This is a genomic window from Mesorhizobium sp. WSM4898 (genome assembly GCF_029625845.1).
GTDB lineage: Bacteria > Pseudomonadota > Alphaproteobacteria > Rhizobiales > Rhizobiaceae > Mesorhizobium.
Genome location: NZ_JARTVQ010000001.1, coordinates 1,199,214 through 1,211,263 on the forward strand (window position 1 = coordinate 1,199,214; position 12,050 = coordinate 1,211,263).

At 62.0% G+C, this 12,050-nt stretch carries 22 protein-coding genes; 12 read left to right on the forward strand and 10 right to left on the reverse strand.

What is annotated here, in order from left to right; translation table 11 throughout:
* The first annotated feature begins 56 nt into the window (after positions 1–56).
* The 12 genes from P9228_RS05870 to P9228_RS05925 all read left to right on the forward strand — a co-directional run bounded on the left by P9228_RS05870 (position 57) and on the right by P9228_RS05925 (position 6,119).
* On the forward strand, positions 57–293 hold the full coding sequence (locus P9228_RS05870) for a helix-turn-helix transcriptional regulator (RefSeq protein WP_127214626.1): 237 nt from the start codon (positions 57–59) through the stop codon (positions 291–293).
* Positions 262–813, forward strand: a complete 552-nt coding sequence (locus tag P9228_RS05875; RefSeq protein ID WP_127239295.1) for a hypothetical protein — start codon at positions 262–264, stop codon at positions 811–813. The genes P9228_RS05870 and P9228_RS05875 overlap by 32 nt, the downstream gene beginning before the upstream one ends.
* 95 nt (positions 814–908) lie before the next feature.
* Entirely contained in the window at positions 909–1,118 is a 210-nt protein-coding gene (locus tag P9228_RS05880; RefSeq protein ID WP_278052674.1) for a hypothetical protein, read from the forward strand.
* Positions 1,119–1,249: 131 nt separating this feature from the next.
* Positions 1,250–1,498: a GIY-YIG nuclease family protein gene (locus P9228_RS05885; RefSeq protein ID WP_164746621.1), complete on the forward strand. Its 249-nt coding sequence runs from the start codon at positions 1,250–1,252 to the stop codon at positions 1,496–1,498.
* Entirely contained in the window at positions 1,495–2,397 is a 903-nt protein-coding gene (locus P9228_RS05890; RefSeq protein WP_278052675.1) for a helix-turn-helix domain-containing protein, read from the forward strand. Before P9228_RS05885 ends, P9228_RS05890 begins: the two co-directional genes overlap by 4 nt.
* Positions 2,394–3,098 carry a hypothetical protein gene (locus P9228_RS05895; protein ID WP_278052676.1) on the forward strand — a complete coding sequence of 235 codons (705 nt, stop codon included), beginning with the start codon at positions 2,394–2,396 and terminating at the stop codon, positions 3,096–3,098. Before P9228_RS05890 ends, P9228_RS05895 begins: the two co-directional genes overlap by 4 nt.
* Entirely contained in the window at positions 3,088–3,513 is a 426-nt protein-coding gene (locus tag P9228_RS05900) for a hypothetical protein (protein ID WP_278052677.1), read from the forward strand. The genes P9228_RS05895 and P9228_RS05900 overlap by 11 nt, the downstream gene beginning before the upstream one ends.
* Entirely contained in the window at positions 3,513–3,821 is a 309-nt protein-coding gene (locus tag P9228_RS05905; RefSeq protein ID WP_278052678.1) for a hypothetical protein, read from the forward strand. The genes P9228_RS05900 and P9228_RS05905 overlap by 1 nt, the downstream gene beginning before the upstream one ends.
* Positions 3,822–3,911: 90 nt before the next feature.
* A complete protein-coding gene (locus P9228_RS05910) occupies positions 3,912–4,262 on the forward strand; it encodes a hypothetical protein (protein ID WP_278052679.1) in 351 nt (116 codons plus the stop codon).
* A gap of 3 nt (positions 4,263–4,265) precedes the next feature.
* Positions 4,266–5,351, forward strand: coding sequence for an SAM-dependent methyltransferase (locus tag P9228_RS05915; protein WP_278052680.1), 1,086 nt, complete (start codon positions 4,266–4,268; stop codon positions 5,349–5,351).
* Positions 5,348–5,842: a hypothetical protein gene (locus P9228_RS05920; protein ID WP_278052681.1), complete on the forward strand. Its 495-nt coding sequence runs from the start codon at positions 5,348–5,350 to the stop codon at positions 5,840–5,842. Before P9228_RS05915 ends, P9228_RS05920 begins: the two co-directional genes overlap by 4 nt.
* Before the next feature lie 124 nt (positions 5,843–5,966).
* Positions 5,967–6,119: a hypothetical protein gene (locus tag P9228_RS05925; RefSeq protein ID WP_278052682.1), complete on the forward strand. Its 153-nt coding sequence runs from the start codon at positions 5,967–5,969 to the stop codon at positions 6,117–6,119.
* A 239-nt stretch (positions 6,120–6,358) separates the two neighbouring features.
* Here P9228_RS05925 and P9228_RS05930 read toward each other — a convergent pair whose 3' ends face one another.
* From P9228_RS05930 to P9228_RS05975, 10 genes are all read right to left on the reverse strand, one after another.
* Positions 6,359–7,438 (reverse strand): XRE family transcriptional regulator, encoded by a 1,080-nt coding sequence (locus tag P9228_RS05930; protein ID WP_278052683.1) that lies wholly within the window; start codon positions 7,436–7,438, stop codon positions 6,359–6,361.
* Between the two features lie 3 nt (positions 7,439–7,441).
* The gene (locus P9228_RS05935) at positions 7,442–8,050 is read right to left on the reverse strand and encodes a hypothetical protein (protein WP_278052684.1); all 609 of its coding nucleotides are present in this window, start codon (positions 8,048–8,050) and stop codon (positions 7,442–7,444) included.
* A gap of 215 nt (positions 8,051–8,265) precedes the next feature.
* On the reverse strand, positions 8,266–9,144 hold the full coding sequence (locus P9228_RS05940; protein ID WP_278052685.1) for a ParB/RepB/Spo0J family partition protein: 879 nt from the start codon (positions 9,142–9,144) through the stop codon (positions 8,266–8,268).
* Between the two features lie 78 nt (positions 9,145–9,222).
* Positions 9,223–9,552, reverse strand: a complete 330-nt coding sequence (locus P9228_RS05945) for a hypothetical protein (RefSeq protein WP_278052686.1) — start codon at positions 9,550–9,552, stop codon at positions 9,223–9,225.
* Positions 9,545–9,937 (reverse strand): hypothetical protein, encoded by a 393-nt coding sequence (locus P9228_RS05950; RefSeq protein WP_278052687.1) that lies wholly within the window; start codon positions 9,935–9,937, stop codon positions 9,545–9,547. The genes P9228_RS05945 and P9228_RS05950 overlap by 8 nt, the downstream gene beginning before the upstream one ends.
* Before the next feature lies 1 nt (position 9,938).
* Positions 9,939–10,208 carry a hypothetical protein gene (locus P9228_RS05955; protein WP_278052688.1) on the reverse strand — a complete coding sequence of 90 codons (270 nt, stop codon included), beginning with the start codon at positions 10,206–10,208 and terminating at the stop codon, positions 9,939–9,941.
* An 11-nt stretch (positions 10,209–10,219) separates the two neighbouring features.
* Positions 10,220–10,456, reverse strand: coding sequence for a hypothetical protein (locus P9228_RS05960; RefSeq protein ID WP_278052689.1), 237 nt, complete (start codon positions 10,454–10,456; stop codon positions 10,220–10,222).
* Between the two features lie 74 nt (positions 10,457–10,530).
* Positions 10,531–10,743 carry a hypothetical protein gene (locus tag P9228_RS05965; RefSeq protein ID WP_278052690.1) on the reverse strand — a complete coding sequence of 71 codons (213 nt, stop codon included), beginning with the start codon at positions 10,741–10,743 and terminating at the stop codon, positions 10,531–10,533.
* Complete coding sequence (locus tag P9228_RS05970; protein ID WP_082980420.1) at positions 10,743–11,243, reverse strand: hypothetical protein; 501 nt, start codon at positions 11,241–11,243, stop codon at positions 10,743–10,745. Before P9228_RS05970 ends, P9228_RS05965 begins: the two co-directional genes overlap by 1 nt.
* A gap of 45 nt (positions 11,244–11,288) precedes the next feature.
* Positions 11,289–11,891 (reverse strand): DUF6011 domain-containing protein, encoded by a 603-nt coding sequence (locus tag P9228_RS05975; protein ID WP_127403413.1) that lies wholly within the window; start codon positions 11,889–11,891, stop codon positions 11,289–11,291.
* Positions 11,892–12,050 lie beyond the last annotated feature (159 nt).

Genomic DNA, 12,050 nt, shown 5'->3' on the forward strand with positions numbered 1-12,050 from the left:
GTGCCAGATTGGTTACAAACCTTGACGTGTAACCAAATTGGTGACAAAACCCGTCCATGGAAAACCTGCATCAACTGACGAAATGGCGTGAAGAACGCAATCTAAGCGCCGCCGACGTGGGCCGGATGATCGACTGTACGCGGCTGACAGTCGATCGGTACGAGGCCGGCCGGATGCCCAGGCAACCATATCTCGACCGCATCGTCGTTATGACCGACGGTGAGGTGAACGCAAACCATTGGTTGGGCAGGGAGGCGGCAGATGTCGTTGCACGGCGCCCGGCTTCGGCTTGACCCGAGATACGATCAACACGGTTCCTCGTTCCGTCCGAAGTTGGTCGGTGCGTTCAACAACTTCCCAAGCCGCAACTCCAAGCGGTTTCCAGCAATCATCGTCGTGGCCCATCGGCATTCCCCTTGCGGTCGTGGCGATGATGGCGGGGAAATTGTTGGATGTGTCCGACAAGGCATCCGAGAATCCCGATGGGTCGTCGTTCCTTCTCCTGTTTTTTGTGAGGAATCGATGCAGGACATTGCTGCAGAGCTACAACAGGTGGTGTTCAAAGCCGCCGGAACTATCAAACCAGGCATGGGCATCAAAGCTCAGATCAACGCTGCGTGTGACGCGCTCGGCTACCCGCGCGGCCACTGGCGGGTGAGGGATGCTTGGTATGGCACCGCTTCCAACTGGAACGGCAAAGCCATCTTCGACCTCCTCGGCCGCTACAACCGTTTGTGCCAGAAGGCAGGCTCCAATGTGGAGCCGGTTAACGAACCTGTAGCCGTCATCGCGAAAGCTTCGAACAGAGGCTGACTTTGACGGAGGTGTGATTTCCTCCGCCAATTACTTCCGCCTTAGGTCCGCAGGCAATGTTTCAAGTTGAAACATTCCCAGGAGGTTTAATAAAAATGAAGCAGACTGACGGCGGGCAGACGGTAAACGGTGAAGTAAAGACAGTTATGGCTGGGTTTTGCCAAACAGCAAGAAGCATTGGATCGGCTGCCGCCGAGCGAAGTGCAACTGTGCATCTCGTGGCAGCAGCGGCATATCTGGGAGAAACCGTCGGTCCTTTCATGACTAAACAGATCCTGTCGGCGGTATTGGCCTCGATAGGATAAGCAATGAACTACCAGATTGAACGGCAATACCATTTGTAGCTTGTAGGATTGCCGCTCCTCGCAGTTGAGAGAGCGACATGACGATAATTCGTAGGCATGGCCCGAGACCGATCCGCGAGGATCCGGGCTTCGTGTATGTGATGACGGCTGAGCACGGTGGGGTAAAGATCGGGATGTCGACCGATCCCACCCGCCGCTGCAAGGTCGTCAATCGCAACAAGGCCATCAAAGCGGTGGTGGTGTTCCAGCGGCATTTCGCAGACCATCAGGACGCTGAGCGGCTCACTCACATTGCCCTGGCCAAATGGCGCCTGTCTGGCGAGTGGTATAGTTGCCCGGTCGAAACCGCGGTCGCGGCAGTTGAGGCACTGCCAGCATGAGCCATGCCGCCACAAATTGGGCCATAACCCAGCGCGGGCTCAAACCTGCCACGCGCATCGTCCTCTGGCATCTCTGCGACCGCCACAACCCCGACCTTGGCTGCTTCCCGTCCCAAGACAAGCTCGCCTATGACTGCGAGATGTCGCGCTCTGCGCTCAATGAGCATCTCAAGATCCTGGAGCTGACCGGCCTAATTCGCCGGGAGCAGCATATCAACCCCCGCACCAAACAGCAGGAGAACACGCGCTATCGGTTCGCGTTCGAGGCCGATTTCGTCACGGCACAAGATGTGGTGGAGCCGAGTCCGGAATCTGGACACGGGGCCGAGTCCGGAAAAGAGGGCGAGCCGTGTCCGGAAAATGCCTATAGCCGAGTCCGGAATCCGGACACTAACCCTGTAAGGGAACCAGTAAGAGAACCTCCAGGGCGCGCTGACGCGCCGGGCGGAGGGGATTTCGATATGCTGTGGTCCTCATGGCCAGAGAAGATGCGACCGGACATCCGGGAAGCGGCTGCGAGGACGTTCGCAAGCCTTGAAGCTGACGGCAAGGCGCTGGCGATTGCGACGGCGGAGACCTATCGAACGACCATGATCCTTCGGAAGGAAAAGCCCCTGATGATCCCCTTCCTGAAAAAGCAGCTATTCCTCGAGTTCCATGGCGCGCCACCCATCGACAAGGATGGGGATTTCGTGATCACGCCCGAGCGGCCCGAGTGGGGCGCATGGCTGGGCTCGATCCGCCGCCACTATGGTGAGTCGGGCGTGCAAAGCACGATTAAGTGTCGTCGCATCCTACGTAAAACAAGGTGGCCGAGCGATCTTTCGCTTGCCCAAAGTGTAACCAAAATGGCAATATCTGGAACCGTAACGGATACTGCTTCGGCGGCTCGGGCATGATGAAGATGAAGCGCCTTTTTCTCGATACGCCCGCCGATCTGGAGAAGCGGATCGACCGCTTCATTGAGCACATGCGGCATGCCGAGGACATCTTCTTCACCAGGAACAAGCGTGGCCTGCCCACGCCGCGCGACCTGCTCTGGCTGCTGTTCGCCGACGCCGTCGACACGGCGCGAAACCTGCCCGACGTCGAACGCCGAATGGTCTCCAAGGTCGGGTCGGCCATGCCGTCGTCGCGCGAGACCGAGCACCAAGCCTATGTGCGCGAGCTGTCCCGCATGGCCGACGGGATGCCGCAGTATGACACCACCGAGGTTCGCATCGTGGTCCACCAGTCGGCCGCCGATCGGATGGTCGACATCATGGACCTTCTCCGCTTCGTGCGGGCAGGGCGGCAAGGGCAGGACGCGCAGCGCTACAAGCGGACTTTCCTGGCGCATGCCGGCGGCCACGGCGTCGAGTTCTGCACGCGCGTCTGGGACCGGCATCGCGTCGAGGTCATGTCGAGGCAGGCGCTGCACGACGTCAAGAGCCGGGTCCTCGGCCAGATCCTGGTCGGCATCGAGAAGGAGTTCGGCCTGGTTCGCACCAGCCGTAGTTTCCGGCGCAAGACCGTCCGGGAAATCGACCAGCTTCGAAGGGAACGCAAGCGCGAGGAAAAACGTCGCCGGCGTGAGGAGCAGGAAAACAATGCCGGTTGACATCGCGATGCCGCGCAACCTCGTCGATCGACGCAAGAACGCCGGCCATGCCGCGATCTGCGCCGTCGGCTTCGAGGCTGACCCGGGCGTCTTCCGGCTCGCGACGGCCGAAAACATCGAGGCGCACCTCCCCCAGCTTCAGCCTGGCCGTTGGGAGAGGCTGCATTTCGCGCATGTCGTCTGGACGCCGGGGCTCGCCGTGGCGCGCACTATCGTGCTGGGTGCCGAGCGGACATTCGCCAACTGCCATCTCGGCCAGCACTGGTACCGGGCAAGTCTCGACGTGCTTCACGGCGTGATCCTGGCCGAGGCCGCATCCCTTCGGTCTCCTATCTGGTCGCAGTCCGAGATGATGCACATGCTCATAGGTCAAGCCATTCGCGCGGCCGACCGCTTTGCGGCGGGGATCGTCTGATGTTCCCGACAGCCGACCAGATCGCCCTTGCCATCGTCATGGCCTGCCGGCCGCATCGAGAAGACCCGTTTGCGGTCTGCGCCGGCGAACTCGGCATGCGCGCGCGCCATGTCGCCATGGAAGCGTTGATGATCGGCTTTCCTGATGCCCGTCGAGTCGGGCTCGGCAAATGTCTGGCCTACGGCGCTCCGCGCTCGCCGCAGGGCCAGGTGATCGGCGCCAAGAAAGGCAAGTGGTGGAGCGACGACCATGTCGACGAGATCGTCGGCGCCATCGTCGCCGAGCAATACGGCGAGCAAGCGCAATGATCGCCCGCCTTTCCCGTTTCATGCGCCGTTTTCGCGGCCGCGCAATCCCGCGCGTGTCGTGTCGCGGCATCTACCTGAGGATCAACTGAAATGGACACTCTACAAACCGCCGGCACCGAGCCGCTGGATGTCGACGAAGACTTCTCGGAAGCCGTCTGCCAGGAACTGGCCCGAGATCCCTCCCAGCCGAAACCCTCGGTTCGCAACATGATCGCCACCACCGGTATGTCGCTGAAACGGCACATCGACCGGCTGCGCACCAAGGAGACCGAACTTGAAGCGACCAAGGCCGCCGCGACGGTCGAGTACGAGCGCGTCATCGCCCAGGCGAAGCTGGTGCGGGACAATTGCTACCAGGAGACCGACGCCGATCTCCACCAGATCAGGACGACACTCGAGGTGCTCGATCCGGCCCGGGCCAAGCTGTCTGAAATGGCATAAGCCATGGAGGCGGTTGTCCCCTTCGACGATTCCGGACTCGCTCATGTCATCGAGCGAGCTCGGATGCTGTTCGACGACGGCGACGTCGCATCGGCACGCATGCTGGCCGCTGGCGCCTATGACCAGGCGAAGGCGGCAGGCAGCTACGCCACCCGCTTCCATGCCGGCGAGCATCTGATCCGGAAGGCACGCCGGCTCCAGGGTGACGCGCTGCTGATCGAAACGCGCGCGAAGATCACGATTGCCACCGAATGGACTGCCGCCCAGGAAAGAGGGGAAGCTTCGAAGGGCGGCAGGCCGAAAACCGTTCCAGACGGAAACGGTTTCACGGCAGCCGAAGCCGGGCTCACCCGAAAGGAAATCCACGACGCTCGCAAGCTGGCCGATGCCGAACGGCGGGATCCTGGCATTGTCGAGCGGGTGATCGCCGGGCGCGTCGCGGAAGGACTCGAGCCGAGCCGGGCGAATCTGCGCGTGGCGATCGGCACCGACACCGCCAGCGCGGCCGAGCGCGGCAACAATCTCTACGAGACGTGCCCGGAAGCGGTGCACACGCTGCTGGCGCTGGAGACATTCGGCCCTCGCGTCAAGGAACCGGCATGCGGTCGCGGCGCGATCTCGCGCATGCTGGAGGCGGCCGGCTATGACGTCTTGCTTTCCGACCTCATCGACTATGGCACCGCCGATCGCCACGGCGTCCTGCAGGACGTGCGCGACTTCCTCACCAGCGATGCAGGCGACGACTGCGACGATATCGCCACCAACCCGCCCTACGGCGGCGTGCTCAATGCTTTCGTCGCGCATGCGCTGCGCGTGCACCGGCCGCCCAAGATGGCGCTGCTGCTCAACCTGAATTTCCTCTGCGGCTTCGAGGATCCCGACCGCAACTACGTCATGGATAAGAACCCGCCGGCGCGCGTCTACGTCTTCTCTAGGCGCTTGCCGATGATGCATCGCGATGGCTGGGACGGAAACGAAGCGTCGTCTCGCATGAACACCTGCTGGGTGGTGTGGGAGCAAAACCTGGTCGGTGAGTATGCTGGACCAACAATCGTGAAACGCGTCGACTGGAAGGATTTCTGCCCGTGACCGCGCTCCAGCTTCCATGCGGCAGGATTACGACTGTCGACGACGCCGACGTGCACCTCCTGGAAGGCCTCAATTGGTACGCCGAAGAGCGCGGCAGAACATTCTATGTTCGCGGTAGGCAGCCTGGTGCGAGAAAGGGCGGCGTCTATCTTCACAATCTCATAATGGGCGGCCGGGCCGACCATCGCGATGCAGATGGGCTGAATAACTCGCGGTCAAACCTCCGACCGTGCACGCAAGCTCAGAACGGGTTGAATCGTCGACCGAAGAACGGCAAGCGGTTCAAGGGCGTGTTTTTCGACAAGCGTCGCGGCACCTTCTACGCACAGGTGGCACTGGCTGGAAAAGTCTATTCGAGCCCGGGATTCAATGTCGAGGAGGATGCCGCCCGATGGCATGACGCGAAGGCTTTGAGCCTACATGGCGAGTTCGCGCATCTGAATTTCCCGGCCCCACACCCACAATTCGCCCGCCAGGAGAGCATGCTTTGAACCATTTCGCGGGCTTCACCACGCCGGTCGTCGGCGGTCATCACGCCATGCTGCGCTTTGCCGAGGATGGCCGCGCCGAGCCGGTGCTTGGACCTGGCGGCGAGCCGAAGATTTCCCGACAGAGGTGGAGGCATGGAAGGCCGTCACCGAGAGCCTGCTGCGTTACTTCAATGGGCATTTGAGGCGCGATGGTGAAACCATCACCAGCGCCCGCGACGCGGCCGAACGCATCTTTCGCAAGGGCCGGATGATTCCGGTGGAACGGCGAGCAACATGAGGATTATCCCAACACTTAGACGCTTCCGGGAAGGTTGGGCGCGCAAGGCCTTCGACGGGAGCAAGGCCCACTACTTTCGCCGTGAGGGTGTAGGGCTCGCGACCTCGGTCTGCGGAAGCCAGGATGCGGCGGCGGGCTATCTGTTCGATGCGGGGTTAAACGAGCGCTGCGCGCGATGCGCAAAATTGAGGGCAGCCGAGATCGCAAATGAGGCGCCAGCGAATGCCCTCGGGTCGAGTTCATCGAACAAGTCGTAGGCCACCGCGAGGCTTTTCAAGTCCGTACATGGTGCAGATGTCATCCGGCCAAAGCGCGAATAGGTTTCCCAAATCGTCCAGTGAGTAGCCGAGTTCATTGATGTGGGCGTCGATCAGGCGACGATTAAGGGTCGTCGGCTCGACGGGGAAATTCAACTCCTGGGGCTCGCCTCGACTTTTGTACCCCATGGCGCTGTATCGTTTCCACAGAAGCTGTTTCTGCCCGGGACCGACATAGCCCAGTTCACCTGCCGCAAACAGCAGAGCCGCCATCGACACGCGCCATTCTGGCTTAAGCCTCGCCACTAATTGCAGGTCAATGCGACGTCCTTTGAAGTAAGGACGAATATCATCCGCGGGAATCAAAAGACCGCTGGCAAACTCGTTGGCCTCGTTCTCCATTTCTGACGGCGACGGGACACTATGCATGACCAGGTGCGCCAGTTCATGCGCCAGCGTGAAACGCATGCGATCTGCCGGCAGATTGGCATTCAAAACGACGATAGGCGGCAGGCCGGCTAGTCGAAGCGTAAGGCCGTCAACGTCGATCTTTTCCAAGTCAGAGTGAAAGACAAATATGCCGGCGCGTTCGACATAGTCGGTCAAGTTGATAAGTGGACCGGCAGGAATGCCCCAGGCCCGGCGCACGAGCTTTGCAATCTCTCGGCAGTCCCTTCCGTATTCACCGGGCTCATACTGCGGCAACTTCAATTCGGGCTCGAAGATGATCGACGGCATCAGCTCCCGCAGATGCATCGCGCGGATATTCGCCCCCGCCAGAACCCGGTCAACCTCGCGCTGCGAAACCGACTGCCTCTTACGCCACATCGGGTGAAAGCTCAGCGGAAGGCCGGATGGATGATAGTTCTTTTCGAAGAAAGTCGTGCGGACCGACAACGCCTCGGCGCAGCTTTCTATGACCGCCTGTGACGGCTGAAGCGCACCATTCTCGGCGCGCGACAATATAGCCGCATCCACGCCAATACGATCCGCCAGCTCTTTCTGGTGGAATCCTCGAAACTGCCGCGCTAAGCGCAGCATTGCTCCATTAAAACCGGGCATGACTTACTTCTGCTGGTCGTCTTTCCGGTCCTTGTGGGTGACCGGAAGCCTGATGATAGTTGCTGCTGCGCCTGATGCCGGCGCCAGCGGCGGCGAAATCGTCCCGACAACTGGGGCCTCTCCGGCGTCATCGTTGGCTACGTAGCTCCAGATCACCGACTCTCCGAACCGAGCCGCGACGAGGATAGTCTCAATCTTGGTTTCCAGCTCGTTAAGGACATAGCCGAAATCGACGGTATGGATTTCGGGGAACTCGTCGTAGCCATATGGCAGCGAGCTCACGTTCGTGAACGCCAAGGTTGCCTGGGTCGGCTGTGCGCGCGTGTAGCCGCGCTTGTCCATCTTTTTCAAACGCACGACCAACTGCTTTTTCAACAGCAGCCTGATGGTTTCATGGCCCTCGAGCAAGCGGACTTCCGACGAGCCGGCATAGGCGGCCCGCACTGCGTTCATAATGTTTTGGTGCATATTGACCGCCACAGTGCGCTTCAGGTCGAACGTGCTGCGATCAGGGTTGCGCGAGAGCTTGTCCCATGCGCCGCGGATGATCTTACACAATTCCGGCTCGTAGGAGCCGATGAGGTGGCGAATGAAGGGCTCTGCAGGGAACATGCGCGGGCGATTCTCCGTTGCTAATTTGGAGCATCGTCTTACACGATACCAAAATCAAGAGAAAAATTGACAAAGTTATTGATGACCTTGGCCCCCCAGGCGGGCGAGACGGGTGGATGAGCCGGCGGCCACTTCTCACAGATTGCCCTCCGCGAGGATCAGTCGCGGCGGCCTCCCCACCAAGCCGGCCTGGTCAACGGGGCCAACCCAGGTTCTCACACCAGCATCGAGCGCGCATGCGCCTGGCGCAGCTGCGCCTCCATCGAACGGATAGAGCGCGACGCCGCCGCCAGCGTGTCGGCCCATTTGTCGGCCTTGGTGGGATCGACCGACTTCAAGGCGATGCACTCGCCGTCCTTGAAGCCGCCGGCGATCGCCGCGATGATGCGCTCGACCGTCTTCTCCATCCTGCTTATGGCGGCGATATCGTCCTTGGACGGCTCCGGCCGATCCTCGTCGTCGAACATGCCGCCCTGTTCGATCCGGTCGCGCACGGCGTGCGCTGCCGCCTTTATGCCCGACCAATCTTTCAGCCTGCCAGTCGTGAACAGCTTCACGATCTGCACCTGGTCGTGCTTCGGCAAGTCGACCAGATCGTTCGCGTGGCCGACCGGGAACTGGTTGGCGTCGACCAAAGCGCCGATCGTCTCGTCCAGATTGAGCAGCGCCGTGCGGGCCTTCACCCGGTGCGGCTGGATGCCCAAATCCTTCGCAAGCTGCTCGACGCTCCAGCCGCGGTCGAGCATTGCCTGGAAGGCGCGCCCTTCCTCCAGCGGCCGGATGTCGGCGCGCTGCAAGTTCTCGATGATCGCCTGCAGATGCATCTCATTGCGCGTCATCTTCTTGACGTGGCACTCGATCGCCGGTCGCTTGCCGAGCGCGCCTTCTTCCTCGAGCAGCAGATGCGCACGCCAGCGCCGCTCGCCCATCACGATCATGTGGGTGCCGTTGGGCAGCGGCCGGACCGTGATGGGCTGCGCCAACCCGTGCTCACGGATCGAATCCGCCAGCTCGCGGAGAGCCTTCGGGTCGAAATGCTTGCGCGGCTGGTCGGGGTTCGGGATCACCTGGCTGAGGGGGATGCGCTTCTTCATGGTCGGGTCTCCGTGGCAGGGAATTTCTTAGCAACATCAACAACTTAGCTTGTAACCGAACTGGTTACAAGTGGGTTACTAAGAAAAGTTTCCGACCAGTTCTGCAGCGCGTTGCGGAAATGCCTTCGCGACCGAGCGTGTCCAGATCGTGGCTCGATAGCCCTGCCCGCAATCGAGATCGCAAGAGAGACCGCCGACCCTTGTGATGCGCCATCCATCCGGCATCGGCTCACCGGCGAGCCAGAGGATGCACCGACGCGCGTCGTCGCGCCGGGCGAAGTCCTCCGCAACTCGGTCGTGGTATGCTGTAAGGGAGTACCAATCGCCGCCGTCGCGCTCGGTGTAATAGCCCGGCGCCAGCGACTTGATCGCCTCTATCAGTTCGTCGGAGGTGCGACGGTCAGCCATTGGCGCGGCCCTCCGCCTTGGAGATGGCTGCCTCTATCGCCTGTCGAACCGGGGACGGCCCGACGCCGGTTCTCTCCTCGGTTCCGATGACGCAGGGCAGCTCCAGTTTGAGCGCCGCCAGCAGTTCGGCATCCGGTTGCGGATCATACGGGCTCGGCAGCGCGTGGCCGCAATAGTCCGCCAGCAGGTTGCCGGTCTTGGCATCGTGGATATCGATCACCGCCAAATCCTGGCCGCTGTCCTGTGTGACTTCCTTGACATCGAAATTGTCGGCGATGAAATCGGCGGTCAGCAGAGGCAACGCCGCCTCGACGCTTTCCGCCTCGACTTCGACGTTGCCGTAGCAGCGAAGAGTAACGCCCATGTGGGCAATCATTTTCAACATGTCAGTGGCCCCTCGCCTTGGCGCGCGCGGCCGCGAGAAACGAGGCGGTGTAGATCGTGAAGTCACCGGCGGCGCCGCCGCCGATGTGGGCATGGTGATACTCGTCCAGCTCGTCGAGCAGCGGGCGGATGTCGCCCCAGGTCGGATAGGCTTCCTGGTTGCTTTGCCAGAACTCCCCCAGCGTGCCGCTCCACTCCGGCTCGCCGAGGTCGAGCGGGTTCTTCACATGGCCGGCGAACAGATGGACGGTGGTGGTGATGTCGATCGTCATGGCGGCTCTCCTCAGTCCATGTTGCAGCGAACGAGCGCGGTCGCGTAGTCGATGCCGGTCTCTTCGGCATAGATCGCGGCCTGATCGCCGGGACGACTGGTGGCGGCCGCCGTCGCCGACGGCTCGGCTTTGGCGATGGCTTCGGCCACCATCGCATTGCTATTCAGGCTTGGGTCTCGGATGACGCAGAGTTTGAGCGCCGCCAGGATGTCCGGCCGCGCCCGTTCGCGCGGGATCGCGGCGCGCAAACTGGCCAGGATGTCACCGACGCCCTTCTGCAGCGGATCACTCTCGAAGCCGGAAATGAACGACTCGGCCTGAGTCAGAGCGTCGACGGTCTCGCTGGCGTGATCGAACGGGAGCCTTTCGACGAGCTCCGGAGCGTGGCGGCGGACTCGAGCGTGAGTGTTTCACACGCCCGCGACCCGCCCTTCGGGCCGTAGAACGAAAGCACGACTTCGCCCTTGCCTCGCGCGGCGCTGTTCAGCGATTCCATCGTGCCCTTGGCGGCGATGCTGATGTAAATCGTCTCCATCACATTTCCCCTTCGAGCTTGTCGGCCAAGGGCGAAATGACCTCGTCCCAGATCGCGTTGCAGATTTCGTTGTCGGCATGGTCGGACACGACATCGTAGCCCGAATTGCCATAGATCAGCTGGAACCAGCCGAGCTTGTCGCCGGTGGGACTTCGCAGATGGATGCCATCCTCGTCGGTCGAAAACAGCGCCAGCATGATTGCCGCCTTGTCGTCGGAACGCCTCACCACCCAGTCCTCGCTGTCGTAGACGGAAATCAGGTAGCCCCGGTCGAGGCAGGCCTTCACCAGGGCGCGGGCGATGCGGCGTTCGGCGCGGATGCGGTTCGCGGTGTCGTGCGACCGGCGCGCCAGCGCCTTCTCGATCGCTTCGTCGAAGCCGGTCTTCGGCTCGCCCATCTCGGCATCCTCGGCCAGCCGGGCGGAAAGCGCCTGGTTGCCCGAGGCGGCGAGAGCATTGCAGATCGCCAGCATCTCGGCCGGCGTCACGTTGATGGTCATTGTCTTTCTCCGTGGTAGGGGTGGATCTCGAGGAAGGCGCGGGGATCAACCCCACGCCAGTCCCCAGCGTTTGGCGCACACCGGCCCGTAGCCGACGTCGATGGAGCGGTGGTCGGTCAGCTCGGTCGCGCAGAAACAGCAGTTGCCGGTGCGCTTGCCGTGCGCCGCGCCGGCCTTCGAGGGGTTCTCGGCCAGAGCGGCGAGAGCGGCCACCAGGCCGTCAGGACCGGGCGACCGGCGCGAGCGGGTGAACTCTCCCTTGCGGTCGATGCGGCCGTACCAGTCGCGGCTCTCGAAGGGTCCCGGCGACGATACGTTGATCTGGCCGGCGTGAGCGGAGCGCTCACCCGCGAGAGCGAGGACGACGGTCTCGCCGTTGACGTCGAAGCGGATCTTCGGATGCTTGAGCTTGTTGGCGATGGCCGTGTCGAACAGCGCGATCAGGCCATCCATCGAGCCGACCTTGGCCTTCGGCGCCGCGGGCTCGCCGGCTTGTGCGCGCTGGGTCAAGGTCGCCACCCAGGGCCATTGCCTTTCCGAGAGACTCGAGCGGCTGTCATACTGGTGCAGGAGGGATGCCGCGAACTCCGCGTCGCGGCCGTGCAGCTTGGGAGCTGACTGGCGCAGGGCTTCGATTTCGAGGTTCATATCTGGTCTCCGTGGTAGGGATTTCCCAGATCGGTGCGGCTCCGGCGGTTATGCTAGGCCTGGCCCGTCCCCGGTTCGATTTCACTCGGCCGGTCAGTTTGACGAGAAGTCACCAATCGCCGGCCCGTTGCTGAAAGGGGAGTTCCGGCGAAGGCTGCA

Bases quoted from the DNA above. Each gene is read 5' to 3' on its own strand.
- P9228_RS05870 (WP_127214626.1), top strand. From the start codon at position 57: ATGGAAAACCTGCATCAACTGACGAAATGGCGTGAAGAACGCAATCTA.
- P9228_RS05875 (WP_127239295.1), top strand. From the start codon at position 262: ATGTCGTTGCACGGCGCCCGGCTTCGGCTTGACCCGAGATACGATCAA.
- P9228_RS05880 (WP_278052674.1), top strand. From the start codon at position 909: ATGAAGCAGACTGACGGCGGGCAGACGGTAAACGGTGAAGTAAAGACA.
- P9228_RS05890 (WP_278052675.1), top strand. From the start codon at position 1,495: ATGAGCCATGCCGCCACAAATTGGGCCATAACCCAGCGCGGGCTCAAA.
- P9228_RS05895 (WP_278052676.1), top strand. From the start codon at position 2,394: ATGATGAAGATGAAGCGCCTTTTTCTCGATACGCCCGCCGATCTGGAG.
- P9228_RS05900 (WP_278052677.1), top strand. From the start codon at position 3,088: ATGCCGGTTGACATCGCGATGCCGCGCAACCTCGTCGATCGACGCAAG.
- P9228_RS05905 (WP_278052678.1), top strand. From the start codon at position 3,513: ATGTTCCCGACAGCCGACCAGATCGCCCTTGCCATCGTCATGGCCTGC.
- P9228_RS05910 (WP_278052679.1), top strand. From the start codon at position 3,912: ATGGACACTCTACAAACCGCCGGCACCGAGCCGCTGGATGTCGACGAA.
- P9228_RS05915 (WP_278052680.1), top strand. From the start codon at position 4,266: ATGGAGGCGGTTGTCCCCTTCGACGATTCCGGACTCGCTCATGTCATC.
- P9228_RS05930 (WP_278052683.1), bottom strand. From the start codon at position 7,438: ATGCCCGGTTTTAATGGAGCAATGCTGCGCTTAGCGCGGCAGTTTCGA.
- P9228_RS05935 (WP_278052684.1), bottom strand. From the start codon at position 8,050: ATGTTCCCTGCAGAGCCCTTCATTCGCCACCTCATCGGCTCCTACGAG.
- P9228_RS05940 (WP_278052685.1), bottom strand. From the start codon at position 9,144: ATGAAGAAGCGCATCCCCCTCAGCCAGGTGATCCCGAACCCCGACCAG.
- P9228_RS05945 (WP_278052686.1), bottom strand. From the start codon at position 9,552: ATGGCTGACCGTCGCACCTCCGACGAACTGATAGAGGCGATCAAGTCG.
- P9228_RS05950 (WP_278052687.1), bottom strand. From the start codon at position 9,937: ATGTTGAAAATGATTGCCCACATGGGCGTTACTCTTCGCTGCTACGGC.
- P9228_RS05955 (WP_278052688.1), bottom strand. From the start codon at position 10,208: ATGACGATCGACATCACCACCACCGTCCATCTGTTCGCCGGCCATGTG.
- P9228_RS05965 (WP_278052690.1), bottom strand. From the start codon at position 10,743: ATGGAGACGATTTACATCAGCATCGCCGCCAAGGGCACGATGGAATCG.
- P9228_RS05970 (WP_082980420.1), bottom strand. From the start codon at position 11,243: ATGACCATCAACGTGACGCCGGCCGAGATGCTGGCGATCTGCAATGCT.
- P9228_RS05975 (WP_127403413.1), bottom strand. From the start codon at position 11,891: ATGAACCTCGAAATCGAAGCCCTGCGCCAGTCAGCTCCCAAGCTGCAC.